The following is a 24557-nucleotide window of genomic DNA, read 5'->3' on the forward strand; positions in this document are numbered from 1 at the left end:
CTCCTTTACATAGCTCAGCTCAGCCAGATAGAATCACCGACCAGCGAGCGCACCGCCCGGGCGGCACCAGGGCGGGCGCCCAGAGCGATCCGCGCTAATGAATTTCATCTAGAGCATTCAACAGCACTTCTTTTGTCACTAAGAGAGCTTTTTTCTCCTGTTCATCAGAGGCGGCAGCGATCCACTCGTCGGCCAAAGCAGCCAGTTCCTCGCGAGGAGAGAAGCGCTCAGCAGCCTCAGCAGGGCCGGCGGCAACGGCAGCCTCATGGTCGTCGGGCAGCAACGTCAAGGCAGTATCATCGATAGCCAGCGAGAAGGCAGACTGTTCGCCGTAACGGCGGATCTGGTTCAGGTCGAGCTGATGATATTGTTGGCGCGTCAGCTCGCCCTCCAGTTTCAGCTGAACCATCGTCTGTTGATTACAAAGAGGGCGCAGGCGCTCCAGAATTACCGCCGTAGGAGAGCTGGCGGCCCCGGTTTCCCCGCTGCGTGCCTCTGCCGGCGAGGCAGGCCAGAGATCGCTAGTCGGTACAATCAAACGGCGCAGGCGCACCGTTTCGACAGCGATATGTTTACACCAACGGACACCATCGCTGGCCAGGCCGAGAAAGACAAAGCCTGGTTCGCTATCGGCGGGGTCATTGAAATCAATATGTTGGGTCGGGCCAGCGACGATCAGCTCGCACTGGCCGAGGCGCAAATGCTGAAAAGCATGATGATAACCGGCCAGGATATACTGGAAAGCGGTTTGCCGTGCCAACGTAGAGCGACTCACCAGGGCCTGGGTTTCGACAGAGGCCGGCTCATCACTCAGGCCCTCGATAGGAGCGTGGAGGATCAAAATACGGATCTGAGCGCGCTCAAATTCAGCAGCGGGACGAACGCAGGCCAGAGGATCACCCTCCTGGCCGGCGCGTACGCTCAGACCACAGAGGCCGACCCGCAGCCCGTCAATCTCACAGAGGGCTGGAGTCAACTCAACCAGAGGCTGCCCACCTCCCAGACCGACGCCCGCAGCCAGCGGCACAGACGGACGGGGAGGAAGCGAGAGCGGTTCAAAATAATGGAGGGCGCCGAGGCGCGCAAAGCTTAATTGAGGCGCTGGCAGCGCCCCCTCCGCAAGGGCGCGACCCAACGGGGGCGTATCGCGCAGCCCACCAACCATAAAGGTGCGTACACCCGCCTGACGGAGTTGGACCAGGCGCTCAGCCACAAAGCTACGCTCATGCTCAGCCGGGTTTAACGTATCGAAGAGGTCGCCAGCCTGGACGAACAGGTCCACGCCCTGGCCAATGGCAAAATCAACTGCTTGTTGAAAAGCATGTCGTAGTTGACGCGCTCGCTCCTCGCGTCGGCGCATCGGTTGGCCAGCGGCAGCGCCCAGATGGTTATCTGCTGTTAAAACAACTGTAATCACATCCCGCGGGCGTGACGCTGCATCCTGCTCCTCACTCGCCTGCTGCTCAGGGTTCAGAGCCTTTCCTGAACCCTCCTCCACAAGTTCTTCTGTCATCGCAAGCTACTTCCAACTGAACTGAGAGACGATCTTACTGTCGTGCGACAGGTTGCAGTGATCTTTCCTGCACATAGAATGGATGGTAAGAGGAGTCTATCATAAATTATGACGATTAAAAAACAGGCGGCCCGGAAAGAGGGACCATTTGGGGGATGAGCAAGCAGCCAGTGTTCCGCAAGAGCGGGGGAGCTGACGGGCCTGGCGCTCCGGCATGGGCAGCCATGCGAGGTCTTCAGGAAGAGCAAAATAAAGGACGAGTAACACAAAAGTACTGCCTGAAAACAAGAGCTTGGGCAGACAGCAAGTGAAAACATTACTATATTATATGATTCATCGTCTTGCACTCATCGTCTTTACTGTCATTCATCGTGGGCTTAGAGGGAGCAGAGCAGAGTGGTGGCAGTCAAAACCTTAAAGGATGGCGAGGAGAGCCGGGAAATCCTGCTCGCCTTTGCCAGAAGCATTAAGGAGCGCGATCTTGTAACCTACGAGCATTCGCGCCGTGTTGCTGTCTATGCCTATCGGCTGGCGAGTAAGCTGGGCTGGGAGCACGGTCAGGCCCGTGATCTGGCTCTGGCAGCGCTAGTACATGATCTGGGGAAAACCTGGATCGCCAATGAGATCTTGCACAAGTCCGCGGCCCTCTCTGCAGAGGAGCGGCGTAAGATGCAGCGCCATCCAGTGATTGGGGCGCGCATTCTAATCGGGTGCGATGTGGACCCGTTCTACGTTGAGACGGTCTTGTATCATCATGAGCGCTGGGATGGGCAGGGCTATCCTTCAGGGCTGCGCGGCGAGGCTATTCCTCTCAGTGCGCGCATTCTGACTGTGGCCGATGTCTACGATGTGCTGACCTCGCGGCGTCCTTACAAGCAGCCATATTCCTCGGAGATGGCTCGCGAATGCATTGGCCGCGATGCTGGAACCAGCTTTGACCCGGCGGTAGTCCTGGCTTTTCTGGAGCTGCTGGATACGACGCCGAATTTCCTTCTCCCCTGTCAACCAGCGGAACTGGACCAACTGGCAGAGATTACCCTGCTGCAGTTGCCGTGATGCTTGGTGGGCCTGCTCGTTCTGCTGGCTCTGCAGACGGGAGGTGTCGCCTGGTCGCCTGGTTCAGTCTGGTCGCTCTGGCCTGGAGAGGTGAAATGTGCTCTCTTGCCTCGGGGACGAGGCTGGACAGGTTGATATGCCTATTATTCTGTTATAATTGAATTGAAGGACTGGCTGGCCGGCTCGATGCCGGCCCGCTGGTCAGGAGAAGGATAGTGTGGTCAGGCTCCGTACTTAGCCTCGGGCAATGTCCCGGAGGTCAAAGGTTGGTCCATCCTGGCAGACGAGGCGCAGGCCATGTGCAGTTTCGAGAGCACAAGCCAGACAGGTGCCAGTACCACAGACCAGGGGTTGGAGCACGGCCACTTGTGCAAAGCCTGGCCAGCGCAGACGTTCGAAGCGCTGATAGAGCTGAAGCGCCGTTTCACGTGAAACGCCCAGGCAGACCACATCCGCCCAACTCAGATAGTTCCCCAGCAGTGTTAAGAGCGTTCCCGGCTGACCCATTTCTCCGCTTGAGTCCTTCCCCTCATGCGCGCCACCGGCACTGGTCACTAGATGATACTCCACCTCCGCTGGCAGCAGCGCAGGCGGATAGCCCTCGTGCGCCTGTGCCACCTGCTGAACAAGCGTGACCGCCAGTCCCTGCTCACTAGCGCGTTGGGCCAAGAGCGCCAGAGTGACCACGCCAAAGCCCTCAGCAACCAAGAGCAGCGTGCTCGCTCTCGCCGGCACGCGCCAGCCCTGTCCCATTGGACCCAGCAAATCCAGCTCTTCCCCCACCGGCTGTCTCGCTAACCAGCGTGTACCGCGCCCCCGCACCTGCAGCAAAATACGGCAGTGCCCACCCTCTACGCTATGAATAAAGAAGGGGCGGCGCAGGAGCGGATCAAATGAGGCCTCGTCGGCACAGCGCACCATGCAATATTGACCTGGCCGCACAGCCTGCGCCAATCCTGGCGCATCTAGCTCTAACAGGTGCACACCCTGTCGCAGTTGCCTGTTCTCCAGAAGCCTTGCCCGGTAAAGACGCATACTGCCTCGCTTTTCAGCTTACCTCGTCTGATCGCGCCTAATCTGCAGCAATGAGGCCCAAGAAGTTACGCGTACGCTCGTTCTGCGGATCATCGAAAATTTGCTCAGGCGGGCCTTCTTCCACAATGATACCCCGATCCATAAAGACCACATGATCGGCCACATCGCGAGCAAAGCCCATCTCGTGAGTGACGACCACCATTGTCATGCCCTCCTCTGCTAACTGACGCATGACCTTTAGAACCTCTCCTACAAGCTCGGGATCAAGGGCCGATGTTGCTTCGTCGAAGAGCATCAGCTTGGGACGCATGGCCAGGGCCCGCGCAATCGCCACCCGCTGCTGTTGGCCGCCTGAGAGCTTATGAGGATAGGCGTGAGCCTTGTCCTCTAAGCCGACCTTTCGCAGCAGCTCCATCGCCTGGGCGACGGCTTCGTCACGTGGCAGGCCTAGCACATGGATAGGTGCCTCAATAATATTCTCCAAGGCCGTCATATGGGCAAAGAGATTGAAGCGTTGAAAGACAAAGCCGATCTGGGCGCGCATTCTGGCGATCTCGGCCTCCTTCGCCTCAACCAGCCGCCCCTTGACCAGGCGGTAGCCCACGAGCTGGCCATCAACATAGATACGACCGCCGTCGATCTTCTCAAGATGATTGATGCAGCGCAGCAAGGTTGTCTTGCCGGAGCCACTAGGGCCAATAATGACCACCACCTGCCCACGCTTCACCGTCATATTGATATTGTTGAGGACGAGCAGGTCACCGAAACGTTTCACGACTTGCTCGATGCGCACCATTTCTCTTTCTGCCTCTCCGTTAACCGCGGAGGGAAGTGTTGGCAGAGGTTGCGCCTGATCACCTTCATGAGACAAATTGTTGCCCTGTAGCTGTGTCATTAGAAGGGCCTCCTTTCTAGCTAGCTAGCTAGAGCGTGCAAGAGCAGGCAAGAGCATGCCTCTCCTAGCGCGCACCTCCACGCCCGCCAGCGATCAGCTCACCCGGCTCTGCAGGCGGATTGCCAAAACCCAAGACCCGCTGCGCCCAGCTCTTTTGAGATTGCCAGCGCCCCGACTGTCCGCGCTTGGAGGCGTGCTCTGGGTCCAGCCGACGCTCGATCCAGCGCTGGAAGTAGTCCCACAAGGTAGTTAGCAGCAGATAGTAAACGGTGGCCACGATCAGCAACTCAAAAATCGAGAAGCTTGGCGCCCCGAGGATCTTAGCAGTGCCGGTCAGCTCTTCGAGTCCAATGACCGATGCAATTGAGGTGGTCTTGAGCATGTTGTTGAATTCGTTGCCCAGGGGAGGGATAATCACCCGCGCCGCCTGCGGCAGAATAATGCGGCGCATGGCCAGCCAATAGCGCATGCCGAGAGCACGGGCCGCCTCCATTTGCCCCGGATCAACTGAGCTGATGCCCGCACGGATGATCTCCGACATATAGGCCGCCTCATTTAAAGAGAAGGCGATCAATATACAGGCGATCTGGCTGAAGAGCAGGCCAGGGACGAGCTTGGGAAGCCCATCCCAAAGCAAAAGTACCTGAACGAGCAACGGACTACCGCGGAAGAACCAGACGTAGGCTTGCACAGGAAGAGAGAGCACCTTAAAGCGCGACATGCGCATGAGGGCCAGGAACAGGCCAAGGATCACGCCGGCGAGCTGAGCGACGACCGAGAGCCAAAGCGTGGTCCAGGCAGCCTGGAGGAAAAAAGGCGAGACGATGAATTTCCCGACGGCATCCCAATCAAACATGGCGGGGATCTCCTTGGGTCGTTGGATCTGGCAAGAGGCCAGCGCTGTGCGCAGAGCAGAGAGCAGAGCCAACTGATCGCTGAGTGAGCACACGCTCCTGGCTGCTTGGTCCGGCTGCATGCACTACAGCGTTATCCTGGGTCCGATTTTCTTCCTCCTATGAGGGCTTACTTCAGCAACAAGAGGCGGGAGGACCTGGTCCTCTCTTGTCTTAGCCGAGAGAGCAGGAGCTATCGGCTCCAGAGCGGTCAGTGGTAGGCTCTACTCGCTCTGCGCTGGCCATCAGCCTTTCTTCGCCGCGAATCAGTAAGTCATAGCAACGGGTTACAACGAGCCGAAGAAGGCCGACAAAGCTGAGGTATTATAGCATGAGCAGTCTGCCAGTGAAGCTAGAGGAGAGTACGCCGCTCCACCAACGAGATGGCACCACTGGTCAGCCCCCACTTATCAATGAGCTGCTTGTAGGTGCCGTCTGAGCGCATAGCGTCAAAGGCACTCTTGACAGCATTGTAAAGGGCTGTATCCCCTTTGCGGAACATAATTCCCTCGGGAGCAGCATTGACGACCGAACCGCCCACTTCGAACTTGCCCGGATTCTGCTTCAAATAGTAGTCGGTGACCGGCGAATCCTGATAGGTAGCCACCACGCGGTGATTTGCCAGCAACTGGACAACCTCCGTCTGGTCGTTGAGCACCGTCAGATGAATGGGAGGCTTACCGGCCTTAGTACAGTTCTCCGAGGCCGTCTGCAGGTCAGTCTGCTCCACAGTACCTGTCTGGACCCCGACGTTTTGCCCACAGAGCTGATCAACGCTCGTGATGTGCAACGGGTTGCCTTTTTCGACAAGAAGCGACTCACCGGCATTAAAGTAGGGGATGAACTCAAACTTTTTCTGTCGATCAGGGTTGATCGTCACAGCGGAGATCACCAGGTCAAAGCGATGCGCAGCGAGATCATCGAAGATAGTATCGAAGCCGTCCGTAACAATGCGCGTCTGCAGCCCTAAGCGTCTGGCGATCTCTGTAATCAGATCGATGTCGAAGCCTTTAGGCTGGTTGGTGGCTGGATCAATGAACTCTTGGGGTGGATAGGTTGTATCGCTACCGACCGTCAGGACGCCCGGTGTAATCAGGCCGTATTTATTGCTTGTAGCATTGCCCCCGCCGCTCGAGGGCGCTGAAGAGCCACCGCAGGCGGCCAGGATCAGGGCCAAGCAGAGTAGCATGCCCAGCAGAATGCTACTGCGGCTGGGCAGAAAGCGCCGACCTCCTGCGCTGTGGACTGGAGAGGATAGCATGGCAGACACCTCCTCGGGTTAACAGAACGACATGGGGTGCAAAGGATATGCGCAGTGTAGCATAGCTCGACTGTTATTGACAAGTTCCCGCTTTGATCGTAGGCCTGGACGTCCGTCGACATAATACAAGGTAGGAGGCTATAACTGTTGTATAGCACAAAAGTCAAGGCCTGCACAGGGAAAATGCCCAGCACTCGCTTGCTCGGGGCGGTGCACCGAGACTGACTGCATTGTTATATACGCCCCAGCTGGGAAGATTTTCACCCGAGGCTCATTTGTGCAACGCCAGAAGAACAATCCATTCACATTGTAGGGAGGACAGCGTGAAAAACGCTGCTTCTTGGCGCTTGTTATGCTACACTAAATAAGGGGTGCTGAGAGGCACAACGTACAGGCAGAGCATGATGTCCAGCGGGGAGAGCCGCCTATCATTGAAGAGGGCCTGGAGGGTCCACGATGCCCATTACATTTGACCGCAGTATCTGTTGTGATCTGAACGAGACCATTGCGCGCGAGTGGCTCATTACGAATGGGTTGGGAGGTTACGCCGCCGGCACCGTCGCCGGAGTGCTGACGCGCCTGCAGCATGGCTTGCTGGTTGTCCCCATTGAGCAGCAGGCCCCTCCTCAGCTATTGCTAGCCAAGATCGATGAGGAGGCGGTTTTCGATCAACGCACCTATTATCTTGGAACGAACGAGTACCGCGATGGCACGCTGAGTCCCGCCGGCTTTGTCCACCTGGAGGCCTTTCGCCTGGAGGAAGGCTTTCCTGTTTTTCTCTACCGTATCGGTGGCCTCGATGGGGTGATGTTGGAGAAGCGGATCTGGATGATTCCAGGCCAGCATACGACTTGCATCCAGTACCGCCTATCGCGCAGTTATGAGCGCGCCGTCGGGCAAGAGGGAGAGGGTATGCGCGCCGCCGCCTCGGTCTCAGGCCTGACCAGTCCGCCCTCTTACCAGCGCACATATCTGCGCTATCGCGCGTTGGATCAGCACATGTTGGAGCTTACCTTGCTGCCATTCTCTGCCTATCGTCCCTTCGATTGCCCCCAGGCCGGCCATAATGACTGGCACTTTCAAGTAGAGGTACATCACAGCAGCGAGCAGCTAGCAGGAGCGGCCTCGCCTCCGTGGTCAGGGGAACACCTCTTGCTGCCGCGCGGTGTGACGGGCTGTACCATCCGGGCCTATCAGGGCGCCCAGCCATATCATTTATTTATTGTCGGCCATCCTGAAAGCCACCCTCTTTTTATTCCTACAGGGGTATGGTACTGGCATTTTCTACGGCGTGTTGACCGCGATGCCGGACGGCCCGCTGTCGATGACCTTTATTTACCTGGCGTTTTCCGCGCGCGCCTTTGGCCAGGCGAGGAGGCAACTCTCACCATTGTGGCCACGGCCGAGGACCCGGCCCTGTTGACACTGACTCCCAGCTATCTGGCGCTGGCTTACCGGCGGAGCGTCGAGCAGCGGCGTGCCCTGCTCCAGCCCCAGCGTTACTTTGGCGAAGGAGGGGAAACCTCTTATCGGCTGCAGGTGCTGCCGCTGACTGGTACGACCAATCCTCAACGAGAGAGCGAGGAGTTTCTACGCCTGCTCGTGCAGGCAGGAGATCGCTTTATGATACGTCAGCGGCCAGCGCGCCTGGCAAGTGTGGGCCACGGATCGTATGCTGTCCTGCCAGGAGGTCAGGAGGCAGAGCGCTTCTCGATCCTCTCGACGTTCTACGGACTGGAGGAGTACACGCGCGATGCGTTGATCGCTCTGCCCGGGCTGGCACTGGCTACCGGACGTTTCGAAGAATGTCGCCGACTCCTTCGAGGATTGGCACGCTGCTTCAAGCAGGGCCTGTTGCCAGACCACCTGCCGCGCGCGGGGCAGAGCCTGAGTGAGGCAGACTATCGCAATGCGGATGCCACGCTCTGGTATCTTTACGCCCTCGATCACTATTCTCGCTTCAGTGGCGATGAAGAGCTGATCGCCGAACTTTACCAGCGCCTGGCAGAAAGTCTGCTCTGGTATCTGGAAGGGACCCTGCATGGGATTCAGGTCGATCCGAGCGACGGCTTGCTGCGCAGCACCAGCTCTAACCAGGCCCTGACATGGATGAATGCCTATGTCAATGGTTGCCCGGTCACCCCGCGCACAGGCAAGCCAGTCGAGGTCAACGCTCTCTGGTATCATGCTCTGGCACTTATGGAGGAGTGGTCGGCGTTAGTGCGCGGACGCGGTGGGGATACCTATTTGAGTGGCCGCTTTCAGGAGCTGCGTCGACGCTGTGAGGAGGGCTTCCAGCGCTTCTGGTACGCCGAGGGCCACTATCTCTATGATGTGATCGACGGTCCCGCTGGCCATGATCCCGGCTTGCGCCCTAACCAGCTCCTGGCCCTCTCCTTGCGCCATACCGCGCTCGCCCCAGCTTACCGCCATGAGGTGCTAGAGCAGGTGACGCGCCATTTATTGACCCCCTATGGCTTGCGTACGCTGGCTCCCCACGATCCAGCCTATCGCGGACGGCTGGGCCAGAGCAGTGAAGAGCAGCAGCAGGCTCTTCATCAAGGCAGCGTCTGGACATGGCTGATCGGCCCCTACATCGAGGCTTTGCTCAAGCTCGATGGTCCCCGAGGCATAAGCTCAGCAGGCCAGGACAAGGTTACTCCCCTCGGCCAAGAGTATATCTGGCGCCAGGGCCTGCGCGCTTTGGAGCCGTTCCTCCATGAGCTGGCTCAGAATACGCTCGGCATGGTCAGCGGCGTCTTCGATGGCGACCCACCTCACCGCGCCGGCTATCAGGCGGCCTGCGCCAGCGGCATTGCGGAACTACTGCGGATCTATAGCTATTTAGCCCAGACTGGAGCTGGACACCTGGCCCCCGCTCTCTCGGTGTAAGCAGAGCGTTCCACCATTTTCACAGTTCCCTGCAGATAGTTTTATACACATTCCAGACAGGTTATCCACAGGCAATGTGGATAACCTGTCGATAAGGGTTGCTCGCGCTGATCACTTCTCCACAAAGCAGGCGGTATTTTCATAGTTATCCACCGATATTGTGGAAAAGTTATCCACATAGGTCACTGTGACCTAACATGTCAGGACATCCTTCTCTCCACTTTTCCACAGATTCTGTGGATAACTTTTCCACACTTTCCACACAGGCTGGCAGTAATTCTGCTGATCCGCCAGCGGAACTACCGCGCTGTGGATAACTTTTCCACAAGTTATCCACAGCCTCCCCATAAAATGTCAAGTTGCGCCTGAGAAGTCAGACATATTCGGACAAGAGGACAGGCACTTATCCACCGATATTGTGGAAAAAGTTATCCACATAGGTCACTGTGACCTAACATGTCAGGACATCCTTCTCTCTACTTTTCCACAGATTCTGTGGATAACTTTTCCACACTTTCCACACAGGCTGGCGGTATTCAAAAGCCCGCTCTATCGTCTGCTTGCCATCTTAGATAGAGAAACAGGATAGCAGGCGAAGAGCAAAAATCACCAATGCTAGAATCTTCCACAGCAGGAGTAGAGGTATCCTCAGCATTTATACACAGGCAGGGGGAGAGATTGAATAAATAGCAGCAGCACCCCTGTTATCCACAGAAGCTGTGGATAAGTTATCCACATAGGTCACTGTGACCTAACATGTCAGGACATCCTTCTCTCTACTTTTCCACAGATTCTGTGGATAACTTTTCCACACTTTCCACAAGAGCAGACCTATTCCACTAGTTACAATATCGCCTGCCTGTCGGCAAAGTAACGCCAGCGATACTTAGATGACCGGAGCAACAGTCTTTTCCCTCGACTTTTCCACGCTGCCTGTGGAAAACTTATCCACAGCCCCTGCGCGCTCTTCTCTCTCTTCCACAGCCTGCTTGTCACTTATCCCCAGGTTTTCCACCGCTTTTGCACAGAGCGAGCGGCGTTTCTCAGGCAAATAACATCCATGTCAAGTAACGCGTCGCGCCGCTTCCAGAGCCACTTTAGCCGATAAGCCTGCCCAGAATATCGGTGGCTGCAGGCCCGAGTTATCCACATTTCCACAGGCCCTATTACTACTGCTACCCACATCCATTTCTAAAAGAGAGATGGATATAATAGTAGTAGGGGGTGTGGAAATGTGGATAACTTGCTGCGGGCATAGCGATCCTCTGCCTGGCGAGGGAGGTCAAACATTGCGGCGGAAAGGAGCAGCTGCATCAGGCTTGACCGACCCCGGAAGAGCGGCTGTGTGACCAACGCTGCTACCTCCGGCCACGCACTCCTGACCGACTCTCCCGTCACGGTCCACCCTGCTTGCTATCCTGCTATCTGACCGGCTCCGCCCTGGCTCAACAGGTGGCAGCGACCGCTGCCGGTCCATCTCTCGTCTCCAAGAGCGCGACTTTCCCGGCACTAGCTCGTTATATCTCTAGGGAGTGGCAGAGAGGGCAGCAGAGCCGGGATAGAGGCGGGCTGAAGCGGCTATGAGGTCAAAGCAAGCGTGGCCACGTTTTTCCTCTCTCAGCGCGATGCCTACCTGCTGCAGCACCCGTTCGTTGCCCTTTTTTGGGTGAGCAATTAGCTGCCGCGGGCAGGCAAAGGCCTCGCCTGCCCCAGCGGATCAGGATTCAGCGTTACCGACGTCTTTCCGGGGCGAAAGTCTGAGCGCTATAGCCAACAGCAGCGCCATCGACGACCGAGGGCGGCCAATGTCTTCAATCATTGAGACAATCAAAGCGCGCCTTGACCTGGTAGATGAAGTCAGCCAGGTCGTGAAGCTACAGAAAACGGGCCGGGCTTTCAAGGCTCTCTGTCCTTTTCACAACGAGCGCACGCCGTCCTTTTACGTCTTTCCTGAGTCGCAGCACTGGCATTGCTTTGGCTGCCACGAAAGCGGCGATATCTTTACGTTTGTGCAGAAGACGCAGAACCTTGATTTTCCAGAGGCGCTGCGCTACCTGGCGGAGAAGGCCGGTGTCTCTCTAGAAGAACAGTCCGGCTATGATGCAGCTCAGCAACGCGAGCTAGCTGCTCAGCGCGAGCGGCTGCGTCAACTGAACGAAGATGCTCAGCTCTGGTTTCATCAGGCCCTGCTGCGTCTGCGCGAAGCTGCCCAGGCGCGGGCCTACCTCCAAAGCCGTGGTCTCACAGCAGAGACGGTCATCGCCTTTGGCTTAGGCTATGCTCCCGACAGTCGGGATGCACTCTGTCGCTATCTGCTCGCGCAAGGCTATAGCGAGCAAGAATTGATCAGGGGAGGTCTGGCCCGTGAACCGGAAGACGGCCAAGGCCTCTATGACTATTTCAGGAACCGCATTATCTTCCCGATCCGAGACCTGCGAGGCCAAGTAATCGGCTTCGGCGGTCGTACACTAGGCGATGGCCAGCCTAAGTACCTGAATACGCCGCAAACGCTGCTCTTTGAGAAAAATAGCGTGCTCTATGCTATTGATCGTGCGAAAGATGCTATCAAGCAGGCGAATCAGGTGATCATCGTAGAAGGGTATCTTGACGCCATCATGGCCCACCAGTACGGGACCCGGCAAACGGTGGCCTGCATTGGCAGCGCGATTACCGAAAAGCACATTCAGCAGCTCAAAAAGCTCACACGGCGCATAACCCTGGCCTTAGATCCCGATGCCGCCGGCATGGCCGCCACTGAACACGGGATTCAGGAAGCGCTGCGCTCGCTAGAGCGCACAATCGTACCCGTACCTTTGCCGGCACCGTCTCAGGATCGTCGCGGCCCGGGACCCAAGGGACCCGGGCCCCGGGCCATCATTCGTCTAGAGGAGGAGGTAGATGCCGAGATTGATGTTCTCCTGTTGCCTGCCGGTCAGGACCCCGACGAGGTGATCCGCCAGAACCCGGCCCAGTGGGAGCAGGCTCTAGCGCATCCGTTACCTCTGGTCGATTATTACTTTGTAGCGAAGACGGCGGACCTCGATCTGCGCCAACCCCGCGATCAGGCGCTCGCGGCACGCCGCTTGCTTCCTATCATTGCCCTGATCAGCGACCGCGTCAAGCGCGACGCCTATGTGCGGAAACTGGCAAGGATGATCCATGTCGATGAACAGACCCTGTATAATGAATTGCAGCGTAGCCTGCGTGGCAAACACCAGGGGGTAGCTGAAATCATCGTACCCGCCGAACCAGGCCGCGGGGGGATGGAAAAGAGTAGGCGAAGACAGAGGCAGGAGCGCCAGCTACCCGGAGCGCCGCTGCGCTCTCTGTCTACACTGGCTCGCATCAGCACGGGCTCCAGCGAGAAGGAGGGAAGGGAGATCCCATCTTCGCTCTCATCTACGGCGGTGGAGGGGGAAGAGGCCAGAGCCGGAACGGATGCCGACGTCGTGGCCGCATCTGCAACGAGTGCTGGCCCCGGCGGCAGAGGTCCAGAGCTTGACAGAGGGAAGTTGGATAGAGTAGAATGGGAAGACTACCTAATCGGGCTACTCCTCCAACATCCTGGTTTAAGTCAACATGTTTGTGGTATAATAAACGATGGTGACTTTATCGGGACGGACACGCGGGAGTTGTACCACTTTCTCAACTCTGTTTATCAACGTGGCTCTTCCTCTTTCCATCAACCCTTAGAGCAACTGTTGCCTTCCGCGTTGCTGGAAACAGCGGCCCGAGCGCAAAGGCGCGTCGAGGCAGCCTCTCCGCTCGATGGAGCAGGACTGATCAAAGCAGCCACCCAGTGCGCTACCAGGTTGAAGCGCATGCGGCTTATGCAGCTCAATACTGAGCTGCGCTATTTGATCCAAGAGGCCCGCGAAGCTGGAGATCTAGCCGCGGTGCGTGAGCTGGAGCGCCAGCTACAGGAAATCCACCGGCAGATCCGCGAGATTCACTTGAGGACGAATCTGCAGGGATGAAAACCCTCAAGCCCAGGTGTTATATGGGTGATGCAAAGTGGCGTGGGTCGTGGGTGGCAATGATCAGGATAATATAGCGCTATTATCTTACTCTTTATTTTCAGAGAGCAGGGTCAGTCTCCTTATTCGTTATTCATTGCGGACCCGTTTTCTGAAGGGGGAGCCAGAATGGTGAATCAGAAGCAGGATGTCATGACGAGATCGCGGAATGAAGAGGTGCATACTGAACAATTGAGCGATGTATATGAGCCTTTCGAGGCAGATATGCTCCTCGAAGACTCGCACCGTGTCTTTGAAGATATCGATTCACTTGGTCTGCGTGCTACCACCGGCGGTAGCCTTGTGACGGCTGCCGATGACGGTGAGTCATATGACCTGTTCTCCAAGCTACAGGACGAAGAAACCATGGATGCCCTGGATACCAAGGAGCCACCGGCAGACTGGGAGCCTGGACCGGAGGACGAGGTCGACGTAGAGGCGATGACGGGCGCCAAGTGGGATGACCTCCAGGATGGCCTCGGCATCGTGGTCGCCGACCTTGAAAACAGCCTCGACGATCCGGTGCGCATGTACTTGCGCGAGATCGGTCGGGTTCCTCTGCTGACCGCTGAGGAGGAGGTCCGCCTGGCGCGGCTGATGGAGCGGGGCAAGGCTGAAGCCGCCAAGCCTAACCCGAATCGGCGCATTATCGAGGAAGGCGAGGAGGCTCAGCGACGCCTGACTGAGGCTAACCTGCGCCTGGTGGTGAGCGTTGCCAAAAAGTACATTGGCCGGGGCATGAGCCTGCTGGACCTGATCCAGGAGGGCAACATTGGCCTGATTCGTGCCGTCGAGAAGTTCGACTACACCAAGGGCTACAAGTTCAGCACTTATGCCACCTGGTGGATTCGCCAGGCCATTACCCGCGCTATTGCCGATCAGGCGCGTACTATCCGTATCCCGGTTCACATGGTCGAGACGATTAACCGGCTGATTCGCATTAGCCGCCGTCTGCTGCAAGATCTCGGGCGTGAGCCAACCTCGGAGGAGATCGCCGAGCAAATGGATATCAGCCCCGAGAAGGTGCGCGAGATTATCAAGGTCAGTCAGGAGCCAGTGAGCCTGGAGACGCCGATCGGCGAAGAGGAAGATAGTCACCTGGGTGACTTTATTGAGGATCATACCGCCCTTGCTCCCGCTGATGCGGCCAGCCATCAGCTCCTGAAGGAGCAAGTTGAGGATGTGCTTGCTAGCCTGACCGAGCGTGAGCGCAAGGTGCTTCAGTTGCGCTTCGGCCTCGACGATGGTCGGAGCCGTACCCTCGAAGAGGTGGGCAAGGAGTTCCATGTGACTCGCGAGCGCATCCGTCAGATCGAGGCCAAGGCTTTGCGCAAGCTGCGCCATCCCAGCCGCAGTCGTAAGCTCAAGGATTACCTTGACTAGCTTTTTCCCAAGGTAGCTATGGGGCGCGTCAAACGCGCCCCTACTTTTTTGGCCGGAGCCGGGGCGAGGTCAGAGGCGATCCGATCGTCCATAGTCGGCGGGGCTGGCGCCGTGAGCGCTGGGCGCTGCGCTAGCTGGGCCAAACCAGCTTGGCTGAGCTGGCTCTGGTCTTCTTCATCTTGCTTGTCTTAGCTCACATAGATGCTGCCCTCGATCAGGCCTTCCATCTCCCCCTTGGGATCGCGCATCATCAGCTCCAGGACAGCTTTGTAGGGGTCGTAGCCTTCAAACAGGACAAGGGCCAGTTGCTGGGTAATGGGCATTTCGACGCCGTAGCGCTCTGCAAGCTGGAGGGCAGCGCGAGTTGTATAGACTCCTTCAGCAACGCTGTGCATGGAGGCAAGGATATCGCTCAACTTTTCGCCCGCCGCCAGACGGCGGCCAAGCTGGTGATTGCGACTCAGGGAGCTCGAGCAGGTGGCTACCAGGTCACCTAAGCCTGCCAGGCCTGCGAAGGTCAGCGGATGGGCCCCGGCAGCGGTGCCGAGTCGCGTGATTTCGGCCAGTCCCCTTGTAATAAAGGCTGCACGCGCATTTTCCCCATAACCCATGCCGTCATTGATGCCGGCCCCTATCGCAATGATGTTCTTCAATGCCCCACCTAGCTCAATACCGATGATATCCTGGGTCGTGTAAACCCGATAGCGCGCTGTACTCAGCAGGGTGCGCAAGTAGACGGCGATGGCTTCATCTTGAGCAGCCACCACGGCGGCGGTTGGTTTTCCCTCAGCAACCTCGCGCGCGAGGTTGGGGCCACTGAGCGCGGCAAGGCGTTCACGCGCCTCGGGCAATTCTTCGGCCAGCACTTCTGACATGCGCTGGAGCGTGGCAAGTTCGATCCCTTTGCTGGCGCTCACTACAATTGCGCCGCGCTCAAGATAGGGAGCGAGTTGGCGCGCGTTTTCACGCATGCGCTGTGAGGGCGTGACCAGAATGACCACTTCTCGGCGGCGAACGGCTTCTTCCAGGTCAGCAGTGACTCCTAAATGCTCGGGAAAGGGAAAGCCGGGCAGAAACAGTCTATTTTCACGCAGACGCGCCATTTCGGCGGCCCGCTCGGGTCGGTGCTCCCAGAGGACTGTGTCGATACCCTTGTTGGCCAGCAAAAGCGCCAGCGTGGTTCCCCAGGCACCACTGCCAATGACTGCAACGGATGCCATTGTCCTCCTCTCCTATGCTCGGTTGCCCGTAGGCTCACTTGCTGAAGGGCTATGCGCTGCCTCTCATTGTAGCACAGGGGAGGGGACGGTCAACCTCGTGCACTTGCTGAGAGAGCTTGCTCCCCACCCTTTCCCACCGCTCCCTCTGCCGCTGCAGCCTCAGACTACTCCCGCGGCCCGTTGCCTAGCGCTTCTTGCCTGCACGGCCCTCTGACTCGCGCTGCTCGCTTTCTCCTCGTAGGAAAGGCCCTATGTCAGCGGACTGATGATCACATGAATGATAGTATTTGAAGTATTTGCGCAGCTCCTTAAGCGCCTTACTGGTTTCGTCCGGCGAGGCGCCGTGTCGATAGAGGCAGGCTTTCCATTGCAGACGCTGCAGATACTTTCTGCCGGACTCTCCTCCACATTCTTTGGATAAGAGATCTTCGATGCAACGGCGAGTACGAATCAGTTGGGTAGCGGCCTCCTCGACGCGACTATGTTTCAGCTCAACCAGACAAATAGTGCGTTCCGGGGAGCCGTCCCGGCTGTAGAAGATGACGCCATCGCAGCGCCGATCGTGCTCGTTGAGGCCCAGGCTCCGCAATAGCTCGCGCGCCTGTGCGCTGCCGTCGTCGAGTTGAAAACAGAGAATGACTTCGCCGGCGTAGGGATCATCTAGATGGCCAAGGCGAGCCTTAGCCTTCTGGTTTTTAGGAGCGACAAAGACTTTATCCCCTTTTTCGCCGTTAATGCATTTAGAGGAGCTAGCGCCGATCAGCAGCAGACGAGTGAGAGGCATGGCCGGTCAGCTTCCTTCCTGGGAGTAGAACCGACTTCGCTTCAATCAGCTAGTGCAAAGTGAATGCGCTCAACCAGGCGCGTCACTTCGCTGAAGGTGCGCCAGTGAATGATGCCCTCTTCATCCAGGATACTTGTGGCTTCTCCATCATCACGGATATGGTAGACAGCTACCCGGTCTTGGGCGAGAAAGGCTTCTTTCCGTCGCAGGAGAAACAGCGAGGCCAGCTCATCATGCTGCTCGCGCGGGTGCCTGGCTGCGGCCAGCAGGTTGATCAGGTGATCGATCATATAGGTGCTATGGGTAGTCATCATGATATGCAGGCCCGCATTGACCAGCATGGCCAGCAACTCGATCATTTTGACCTGGGCCTCCGGGTGAAGATTCATTTCTGGCTCATCGATGACCAGCAGCTCACCAGGATAGGCCAGGTAGCGGAGATAGAGAGCCAGCGAGGAAAGCTCTTTGACCATCGAGGAAGAGACGGACAGCTCTAGCTCGGTGCGCGGTGCGGACGCAGCCGTAGCTGTGACCGCTGTGGGAGAAAAGAGAATCTCGCGCGCTGTTCCTGCGTCAACGGGACTAAAGTCAAGTGTGCCCTCTAGAATCTCCTCTTGCAGGAGGGCGGCTAACTCCAGATAGCGGCTCCGGCTGGCGCTGACATCACCCTGCTCCTGCGCCTGGCTCAGGCTACTCTGGCGGTGGAAGCGCCAGACGATATCGACAAAGTTAGCAATTGGCACAGGCACCAGGCGCGGCTGTTGTTCAGAAAGGGCGGCAAGCAGACGCTCTAGCAAGCCACGGGCATCAGCGGTCCGGCTCCCTCGTTTGTTCCTGGCCGAAGAAGGTAAAGAGATGAAGCGCTCGTAGATGATACTACTACGCTCGGTTGGGAAATAGCTAATATCGTGCCAGAAGGCCCGCAGAAGCTCGCGGAAAACGACCCCATTAACGAAACTGGCGATCTCCCGACGGGGGAGCCGTTCGCTCACATTCTGGCCTGGGTAGAAGTAGAGACGGGCCTCACCGCTCTCCTTCAGGGCCTTCAAGGGGGCGTCTTCCTGGTCTCTGCCGATATAATGGCTAAGGCTGGCCTGGAGGAGGCGTCGGAGCAGCTCCGGCTTAAAAGCAGCGATCTCGATTCTCATCGCCAGTTGGTCGAAACGAGCGTGGTCGCTACCCAGGAAGACCGGGAGCCATTGGCGCACGTGCGCGAGCAGATCATTCAGAAAACGCTCGGCATGCTCGTCTGCAAAGGCCACCAGATCAATGACTCCCTCGCTCTGCTCCGCAATGCGCCGCACCAGCCCATCAAGAGGGGGATACCTCTCGCGCGTCTGTCCACTCAAGTAGGCATTGAGGTAGTGACCCAAGCTGTAGCGTCCGAGGGAGCCTGCAATGGTATAGGCCAGCCAGGTCTTGCCCGTATTATTTTTCCCGACAAAGACCGTTAAGGGCTTCATGATAATCTCTGCCCGCCGCAAAGGGCCGAGATTACAAACAGTGATCTGCATCTCGTTCCCTCCTTGAATGCCCCTGTGGTCCTATAGGGATTATAACACAAAGCAAGCCCCCTTTGCACCAAGCATGCACTATTTTAATGATCGATAGCGATCTGCGGGCGAGCGGAGGAGCTAACTATTCTCAGCCGGGCTTTTATGCTGGCGCTCTGGCTTCTGGCTATTTTGATAAATCTCGGGTTTCAACACGCCGACGTAGGGCAAATTGCGATAGCGTTGAGCGTAGTCGAGGCCGTAGCCAACCACAAACAAATTAGGAATACGGAAGCCGATATAGGCCAGGTCCAGAGGCCTGGCGCGTTCGCGCTCCTTATACAGCAGCGTACAGACGCGCAAGCTTAGCGGGCGGCGCTGACGCAGCAGGTCCAGCATATAATGCAGAGTCAAACCGCTATCTACGATATCCTCGACGATCAGCACATGCTTCTGATCGATAGGCCCCTCCAGGTCCTTGAGGATGCGCACCACACCACTAGACTGTGTCGCATTGCCGTAACTGGAGACAGCCATATAATCGATCTCGTGCAGCATATCAATAGCGCGTGACAGATCGGCGATGAAGGGAATGGCGCCCTTCAGAATCCCCAGGAGCAGCAAATTCTTGCCCTGGTAGTCCTGAGTGATCTGGCGTCCCAGCTCCTTAACCTTCGCCTCTATCTGCTCCTGAGTTACAAGAATCTCTTCGATATCCTCGTGCATAGCTCTCCCTTCCCGAAGAACAGTAATGAAAAAGCGCCGCTTGATCTAGCGGCTGATGCTGAGTTGAACAATGCGGCGAGTAGTGCGGCTGAGGCGAACGGACTCAGCCAAGCACAGGCCAGCGACCCAGATACAGCGCGAGCCCGCAAAGAAGAGCGGGAGACTCTGCCGCTCTGACCGTGGGACGTGGGCATCGACCAGGACATCCTGGACCTTCCGACTCTGCTGCATTCCCAGCGGCTGAATGCGGTCGCCTGCCCGGCGCGTGCGCACCTGCAGTAGCGAGCCGGCAGCGTCGCCGTCGATATATACAACATAGCGTGTCCGTGGCAGCAGATGCCAGACCGCCTCCCAATCTTCGCGCGCCAGGGCCTCCAGAGCTGCCTGCTCAACGTCGGGGGCCAGCAGCGCCGCTCGCGCACGCCACGGTGTGCCAGGAACCTGACCTTCTCCAGGAATAGGCAACAGCAGCACTTCGTGATCTGAGGGCTTGAGGCGGCTCGGCCTGCTGGGCGGACCGTGTGAGAGGCGCAGCGTTGTCCCACTTACCTGCAAGCGCAGACGGCCCGGCAAATCTAGCGAGCGCTCAGCGCGCGAGCGCTGGGCTGCCTGCAAGAAGGACTCAAGCAGGGCATAGTGACGAGGCTCTAGCGGCGATTGGCCGCCGCACATGAGGGCGGTGGCACGACGCAGCAGGTGACGCTGCAAGCTGAGCGGCTGGGCCAGCAGCTCAGGCAAGTTCATGAGCACCTCGCTATCGCTGGCGCTGCTCACCACTGTTGACCAGCACTGTGAAACGCAGCTTTCAATCCATTCTAGGTCAACACGCAATACCTCAGCGCTGCGGCGCAGCGTCTCACGAAAACCCGGATTGAGCTGCTCAAGCAGGGGGAGTAGCTCATGGCGCACGCGATTGCGTAAAAAGCGCGGATCGCGGTTGCTCTCATCTTCCAGGGGTTGGAGACCATGCTGCTGGCAGTAGGTGAGGATCTCGGCGCGGGTTACCCCCAGTAAGGGCCGGATGATATCCTGTTGGCGCGGCGCCATGCCAACCAGGCCCGCCAGGCCACTACCGCGAAGCAGGTGGAGGAGAATCGTCTCTACCTGGTCATCAGCCTGGTGAGCAACGGCGATCAGGCGACCTTGAGCTACCTCGCGTAAAAAGGCATAGCGCGCCAGACGCGCAGCTTCCTCAAGCGAGCGCTTCTCACGCCGCGCCAGCGCTGGGACATCGATGCTGCCGATCGTTAAAGGGAGGCCCCAGGCTGAGACCAGACGGGCGACCGCGAGGGCATCGCGCTCGCTCGCCTCGCCGCGCAGGCGATGGTTAAGGTGGGCGGCGAGCAAACGCACCGTGGGGAAAGGCTTCCCTTCGCCACAGAGCGAGCGCAGCAGGTGCAGCAGACAGAGCGAATCAGCCCCGCCCGAGACGGCAACCACTATCTCGCTCTGGGCAGGGAGCAGACCATGACGCACAATGTAAGCAGCCACTTTGGCTGGAAGTGACTCGCTGCTTGCCGGCGCAGACACCACGTCCCACCTCCGCCGTCTATGGATAATCGCATGCTCATGTGATAGGATATATACGCAAATTATATAACATTGACTGCCCGACTGTGGCTGTGTGGCAATTCATTCGGGATACATCTCAGGAAAAGAGCTATGGCGATTCGCAAGATCATCACGGCTGAGAACCCCATTTTGAGGCAGAAGGCCAAAAAGGTGCACCGCTTCGATGCCTCCATGAAGCGGCTGGTAGACGACATGTTTGAGACTATGCATGCCGCGCATGGGGTTGGCCTGGCAGCTCCCCAGATTGGCTTGTCGATCCGGGTCTTCGTGGCTGAGTACGAAGACCACAAGGTCGCGGTCTTCAATCCCGAGATTATCAAAGCTGAGGGAGAGACACTTGGAACAGAAGGGTGCCTGAGCATCCCGGGCTATGTGGGGGATAACATCAGGCGGGCCGAGAGAGTAGTAGTCAGAGGCCAGAACGTTGATGGCAAGCCAATCAAGATCAATGCCGAGGGCTGGTTTGCCCGTATTCTGCAGCACGAGATCGACCACCTGGACGGTATTCTCTTCCTGGATCGCCTCGATCGTCCCGAAGACTTGCGCCCGGCGCGCGAAGGGGAGATCGAGGAGCCGGAGCCAGAGGTGGTCTGAGGGCGATGAGAGGACCTGCGCCAGCGAGGGCAGGGCGTCGGCGCTAGCGCAGGTCCTCCCTTCTTCCTTTCTTCTCTCCTGTTGTGTTTGCCCGCTTATCCAGGGCTGCCGGCGTCTAGACGTAGATCTATTGTTGCATGGTAGTGCGACCCGGGTTGAAGCTTTGTCGACTAGCCCTGTCGTTGCTGCTTGCGTAACATAGGCATCGGCTGCTGTCCGAGAAGACGCTCACACTCGCGGCAAATGTAAAAGCCCTCATCTCGCCAGCGCAGCTCACTCAAGCGATAGTGCAGATAGCAGATGCCACAGCGAGTGCTGTCGGGCAGGCTGGCTATCTGGCGATCCCGCTCAAAGAGGGCGCGTAGCTCTGCAATAAGACCATTGAGATCAAAGGCAGCACCAGCAGATCCGCGTCCGCCGGCGCTCTGTGAGGCTAACGCTGGACTAGCGCCATTTGTCGTGCGCCCTTCACGCCGATGTGAAAAAGAGCTGCCGCTGGCCGAAGCGCCATTGCCTGAGCCTGGTGTAGCATGGCTACTCACTGCCAGTATCTCCCCCTTTATGCCGGCAATGCTGAATGACTATTATCCGTAAATTATATACCCAGCGAAAGCCTGCCGTCTAGGGCCGATGCGAGAGGGCAGCCGCCAAATGGCTGCACACTCATGAGGCGCTGCGCCGGGTGCGAATCCTCTGCCCGTCTGCTGTGTTTTGCGCTCTCTGCCTCCTGATCGCTACCGGCCAGATAATTGCTATCCAATGCTGAAATAGAAAATCGCGATCGACGCGTCTCGGCTCTCTTCATTCATCCGCCTTTGGTTATCTATCTTGTATAATGCTCCTAGTAGCGAAGCCAATTGCCAACAAGCAGGCAGGTTAAGCGTTCTATCTATGGGGGAGCAAGGATCTCTCCGAAGAGCGCCTGAGAAGGCGCAATGCTCTCGGCCTCCTAGTCTCAGGTCGAAAAGGGGGAAGAAAAAGCCAGTACCATGCATGCTATGATAGACGTTGTTATGGCAATGCTGTGATCTTCGACTCAGGAACAGGATGCCTGCTATGAATCACCATGTGACTACCTCTGTCGAAACCGGCAGCAGTAGCCCGCGGAAGGAACGGACCATTGCACGAGTGCTCTACTCTCTGCTGGTCAGCATCTGCTTCATCTGCGGGCCGACCCTCCTGGTAGGAAGCTTGACGGGAGCGACGGCGCGGGCCGGGGGAGTGCCTGGGGGCAATATTCAGGACCCGGTGGTCAAAGCGGTTGATATTGCCCGGCCAGCCGTCGTGCGCATCGTTACCCAAATGAATGGGCGGCTTACTGTGCAGTTCTCCGCAGCAAGCAGCGTGACCTTTCCGCTAGATGGAGGCAGTTATGCGCTGGCTGCTCTCGGAACCGGCACCTTTATCAGCGCCCACGGCGACATTCTCACCGCTGACCATGTCATCAACCCTCCTCATGATGATGCTCTCAATGCTGTGCTGATCAAGGCTGCCGCTCCTGATGTCGCGACCTATTACAACCGCACGATAGCACGTGGCCAGTCGCTCAGCGCTGATCAGATGGAGCAAGCCTTGCTCAATGGCCAGTTTCCCTCTCTGCCGAGCTATGCTTCTCCGGTGAGCGCTGTTTATCTGAGCACTGACTACAGTGGTCCCCTGACTGCCAACCGCTTACGCGATGTACCTGCGATGTATTTTGCTCAGGTTGACCGCATTGAACAAGAAAGCCCTCCAGATCAGCGGGATATCGCCATTGTCCACGTAAATATGGAAGATACGCCCAGCGTCCAGCTCGGCGACTCCTCTGCTGTCCAGGTACAAGATAATCTGACCATCATCGGTTTTCCGGGCAATGCTGATGTCAGCATGCGTCCGACAGATTTCTTGACCTCATCTGTGAATCGCATTTTCGTCAGCTCCATCAAGACCACAGATAGCGGGGCTCAGGTGATTCAGGTAGGCGGCAACGTGGAGCAAGGGGATAGCGGTGGGCCGGCTCTCGACAGTCAGGGTCATGTGGTGGGCATCGTCAGCTTTGGTACGCCGGGAGGAACCAGCTTCCTACAGGCCAGCAACAGCGCGCGGGCCTTGATCCAGAATCTCCATCTTAATACGGACCCCGGACCGTTTCAGCGGGCCTGGAGCCAGGCTTTTAACGATTACGCTTCTACTGCTCCCGGCCACTGGCATCGCGCGGCCCAGGAGTTTGCCGCTCTGGCTGCTCGCTATCCGGCGTTCAAGGCGGTCATCCCCTATCTAAACTACGCCAGACAGCAGGCTGCCCATGAGCAAACAGCCACGACTACCAATCAGAGTGAGCCTGTATCCCTGCTGCTCATAGGGGTTGCTGCTCTGGGCATCGCGGTCATCGCCGTGCTGGCCGGGGGAACGATCTTCCTGCTCAGACGCCGGCGGCCAGCCGCGGCGACGCCAACCTTAAGCGCGGCGAGCAAGACGCAAGGCTATGGTTCTCCCCAGGGTACGCCATTGGCGCCTGTCCTCTATTCTTCCCAGACACAGGCCGGGACGTCTCCGCCGAGGCCCCCAGGTGGGGCGCCGCTGCCAGGAGGGCCGATCGCTCCTCCTACGCCACAAACGCCGTGGCCCGCCAGTCCGGGCGGCCAGATCTCTACACCGCCTCAGCCCTCTGCAAGGCCCGCTGCTCCTGCGGGAGCGCCGCCAGCGCACGCGGCCTCTCAGCAGTCGCCGGCTGCTCGGACGGCGCCCTCCTCGTATCCTCCCATAGATCCGGGAGACGAGGCGACCCTCGTACCGTTCGGAGGCCCTCCACGTGCTGCGCGCCCCCGAGGGCAGGGACAGCCCTGGCTAGCTGGCGGAGGCCAAGCGACTCCTCAGCCAACTCATCCAGGCGGTCCACCGACAGCCTCTGCAGCCCCTTCCAGAAACTCCGAGATCCGCGCGGCTCCTTGGGCAGGGCAGGCGCCTCCTTCAGCGCCCCAGTCGCCTACCGAGCAGCTACGCCCCTGGCCCTGCGGCCATATGAATCGCCCCCAGGCGCGCTACTGCAGTACCTGTGGCGAACCGGCGCCGCCGCCACCGACAGTGCGGCGCATCGAACAATGAGGCCAAAAAGCAAGCAGTCGCCTTCAGCGCCGGAGTGAAGGAAACGCAAAGGCGCGCTCCCTTCTCGTCTTGGAGAGAGGAGCGCGCCCTTATCATGAGATGGTGATAAGGACTTGCGGAACCACCTCTTACCTATAAAG

General features: G+C 58.0%; 17 protein-coding genes. 6 read left to right on the forward strand and 11 right to left on the reverse strand.

Annotated features, from left to right (window positions below; translation table 11 throughout):
- Positions 1-94: 94 nt before the first annotated feature.
- Entirely contained in the window at positions 95-1513 is a 1419-nt protein-coding gene (locus AC6H1L_RS11560; protein ID WP_497597656.1) for a metallophosphoesterase family protein, read from the reverse strand.
- Positions 1514-1912: 399 nt separating this feature from the next.
- On the opposite strand from AC6H1L_RS11560, the gene AC6H1L_RS11565 reads away from it, so the two are divergent.
- Complete coding sequence (locus AC6H1L_RS11565) at positions 1913-2569, forward strand: HD-GYP domain-containing protein (protein WP_497597657.1); 657 nt, start codon at positions 1913-1915, stop codon at positions 2567-2569.
- Between the two features lie 234 nt (positions 2570-2803).
- Here AC6H1L_RS11565 and AC6H1L_RS11570 read toward each other — a convergent pair whose 3' ends face one another.
- The 4 genes from AC6H1L_RS11570 to AC6H1L_RS11585 form a co-directional block, all read right to left on the reverse strand.
- The gene (locus AC6H1L_RS11570; protein ID WP_497597658.1) at positions 2804-3604 is read right to left on the reverse strand and encodes an iron-sulfur cluster-binding protein; all 801 of its coding nucleotides are present in this window, start codon (positions 3602-3604) and stop codon (positions 2804-2806) included.
- A 37-nt stretch (positions 3605-3641) separates the two neighbouring features.
- Positions 3642-4400, reverse strand: coding sequence for an ectoine/hydroxyectoine ABC transporter ATP-binding protein EhuA (ehuA, locus tag AC6H1L_RS11575; protein ID WP_497601539.1), 759 nt, complete (start codon positions 4398-4400; stop codon positions 3642-3644).
- A 163-nt stretch (positions 4401-4563) separates the two neighbouring features.
- Positions 4564-5355 (reverse strand): amino acid ABC transporter permease, encoded by a 792-nt coding sequence (locus AC6H1L_RS11580; protein WP_497597659.1) that lies wholly within the window; start codon positions 5353-5355, stop codon positions 4564-4566.
- Between the two features lie 389 nt (positions 5356-5744).
- Positions 5745-6653, reverse strand: coding sequence for an ABC transporter substrate-binding protein (locus tag AC6H1L_RS11585; RefSeq protein WP_497597660.1), 909 nt, complete (start codon positions 6651-6653; stop codon positions 5745-5747).
- Between the two features lie 456 nt (positions 6654-7109).
- Here AC6H1L_RS11585 and AC6H1L_RS11590 point away from each other — a divergent pair, with 456 nt between their 5' ends.
- The 3 genes from AC6H1L_RS11590 to rpoD all read left to right on the forward strand — a co-directional run bounded on the left by AC6H1L_RS11590 (position 7110) and on the right by rpoD (position 14944).
- Positions 7110-9545: an amylo-alpha-1,6-glucosidase gene (locus AC6H1L_RS11590; RefSeq protein WP_497597661.1), complete on the forward strand. Its 2436-nt coding sequence runs from the start codon at positions 7110-7112 to the stop codon at positions 9543-9545.
- Between the two features lie 1805 nt (positions 9546-11350).
- The gene (gene dnaG, locus AC6H1L_RS11595; protein ID WP_497597662.1) at positions 11351-13522 is read left to right on the forward strand and encodes a DNA primase; all 2172 of its coding nucleotides are present in this window, start codon (positions 11351-11353) and stop codon (positions 13520-13522) included.
- Positions 13523-13714: 192 nt separating this feature from the next.
- Positions 13715-14944 carry an RNA polymerase sigma factor RpoD gene (gene rpoD / locus AC6H1L_RS11600; RefSeq protein WP_497597663.1) on the forward strand — a complete coding sequence of 410 codons (1230 nt, stop codon included), beginning with the start codon at positions 13715-13717 and terminating at the stop codon, positions 14942-14944.
- 188 nt (positions 14945-15132) lie between these two features.
- Here rpoD and AC6H1L_RS11605 read toward each other — a convergent pair whose 3' ends face one another.
- From AC6H1L_RS11605 to tilS, 5 genes are all read right to left on the reverse strand, one after another.
- Complete coding sequence (locus AC6H1L_RS11605; protein ID WP_497597664.1) at positions 15133-16164, reverse strand: NAD(P)H-dependent glycerol-3-phosphate dehydrogenase; 1032 nt, start codon at positions 16162-16164, stop codon at positions 15133-15135.
- Positions 16165-16348: 184 nt separating this feature from the next.
- A complete protein-coding gene (locus AC6H1L_RS11610) occupies positions 16349-16948 on the reverse strand; it encodes a hypothetical protein (RefSeq protein WP_497597665.1) in 600 nt (199 codons plus the stop codon).
- A gap of 41 nt (positions 16949-16989) precedes the next feature.
- On the reverse strand, positions 16990-18462 hold the full coding sequence (locus tag AC6H1L_RS11615; protein ID WP_497597666.1) for an AAA family ATPase: 1473 nt from the start codon (positions 18460-18462) through the stop codon (positions 16990-16992).
- Positions 18463-18582: 120 nt separating this feature from the next.
- Complete coding sequence (gene hpt, locus AC6H1L_RS11620; protein ID WP_497597667.1) at positions 18583-19167, reverse strand: hypoxanthine phosphoribosyltransferase; 585 nt, start codon at positions 19165-19167, stop codon at positions 18583-18585.
- 45 nt (positions 19168-19212) lie between these two features.
- Positions 19213-20658 carry a tRNA lysidine(34) synthetase TilS gene (gene tilS / locus AC6H1L_RS11625; RefSeq protein ID WP_497597668.1) on the reverse strand — a complete coding sequence of 482 codons (1446 nt, stop codon included), beginning with the start codon at positions 20656-20658 and terminating at the stop codon, positions 19213-19215.
- 171 nt (positions 20659-20829) lie between these two features.
- On the opposite strand from tilS, the gene def reads away from it, so the two are divergent.
- Positions 20830-21333, forward strand: coding sequence for a peptide deformylase (def, locus tag AC6H1L_RS11630; RefSeq protein WP_297162094.1), 504 nt, complete (start codon positions 20830-20832; stop codon positions 21331-21333).
- A gap of 170 nt (positions 21334-21503) precedes the next feature.
- Here the strand turns inward: def and AC6H1L_RS11635 are convergent, their stop codons facing one another.
- Positions 21504-21875, reverse strand: a complete 372-nt coding sequence (locus AC6H1L_RS11635; RefSeq protein WP_497597669.1) for a hypothetical protein — start codon at positions 21873-21875, stop codon at positions 21504-21506.
- Positions 21876-22389: 514 nt separating this feature from the next.
- Between AC6H1L_RS11635 and AC6H1L_RS11640 the strand changes: the two genes are divergently transcribed.
- Positions 22390-24417, forward strand: coding sequence for a trypsin-like peptidase domain-containing protein (locus AC6H1L_RS11640; protein ID WP_497597670.1), 2028 nt, complete (start codon positions 22390-22392; stop codon positions 24415-24417).
- Positions 24418-24557 lie beyond the last annotated feature (140 nt).

The organism is Thermogemmatispora argillosa, from assembly GCF_059696725.1.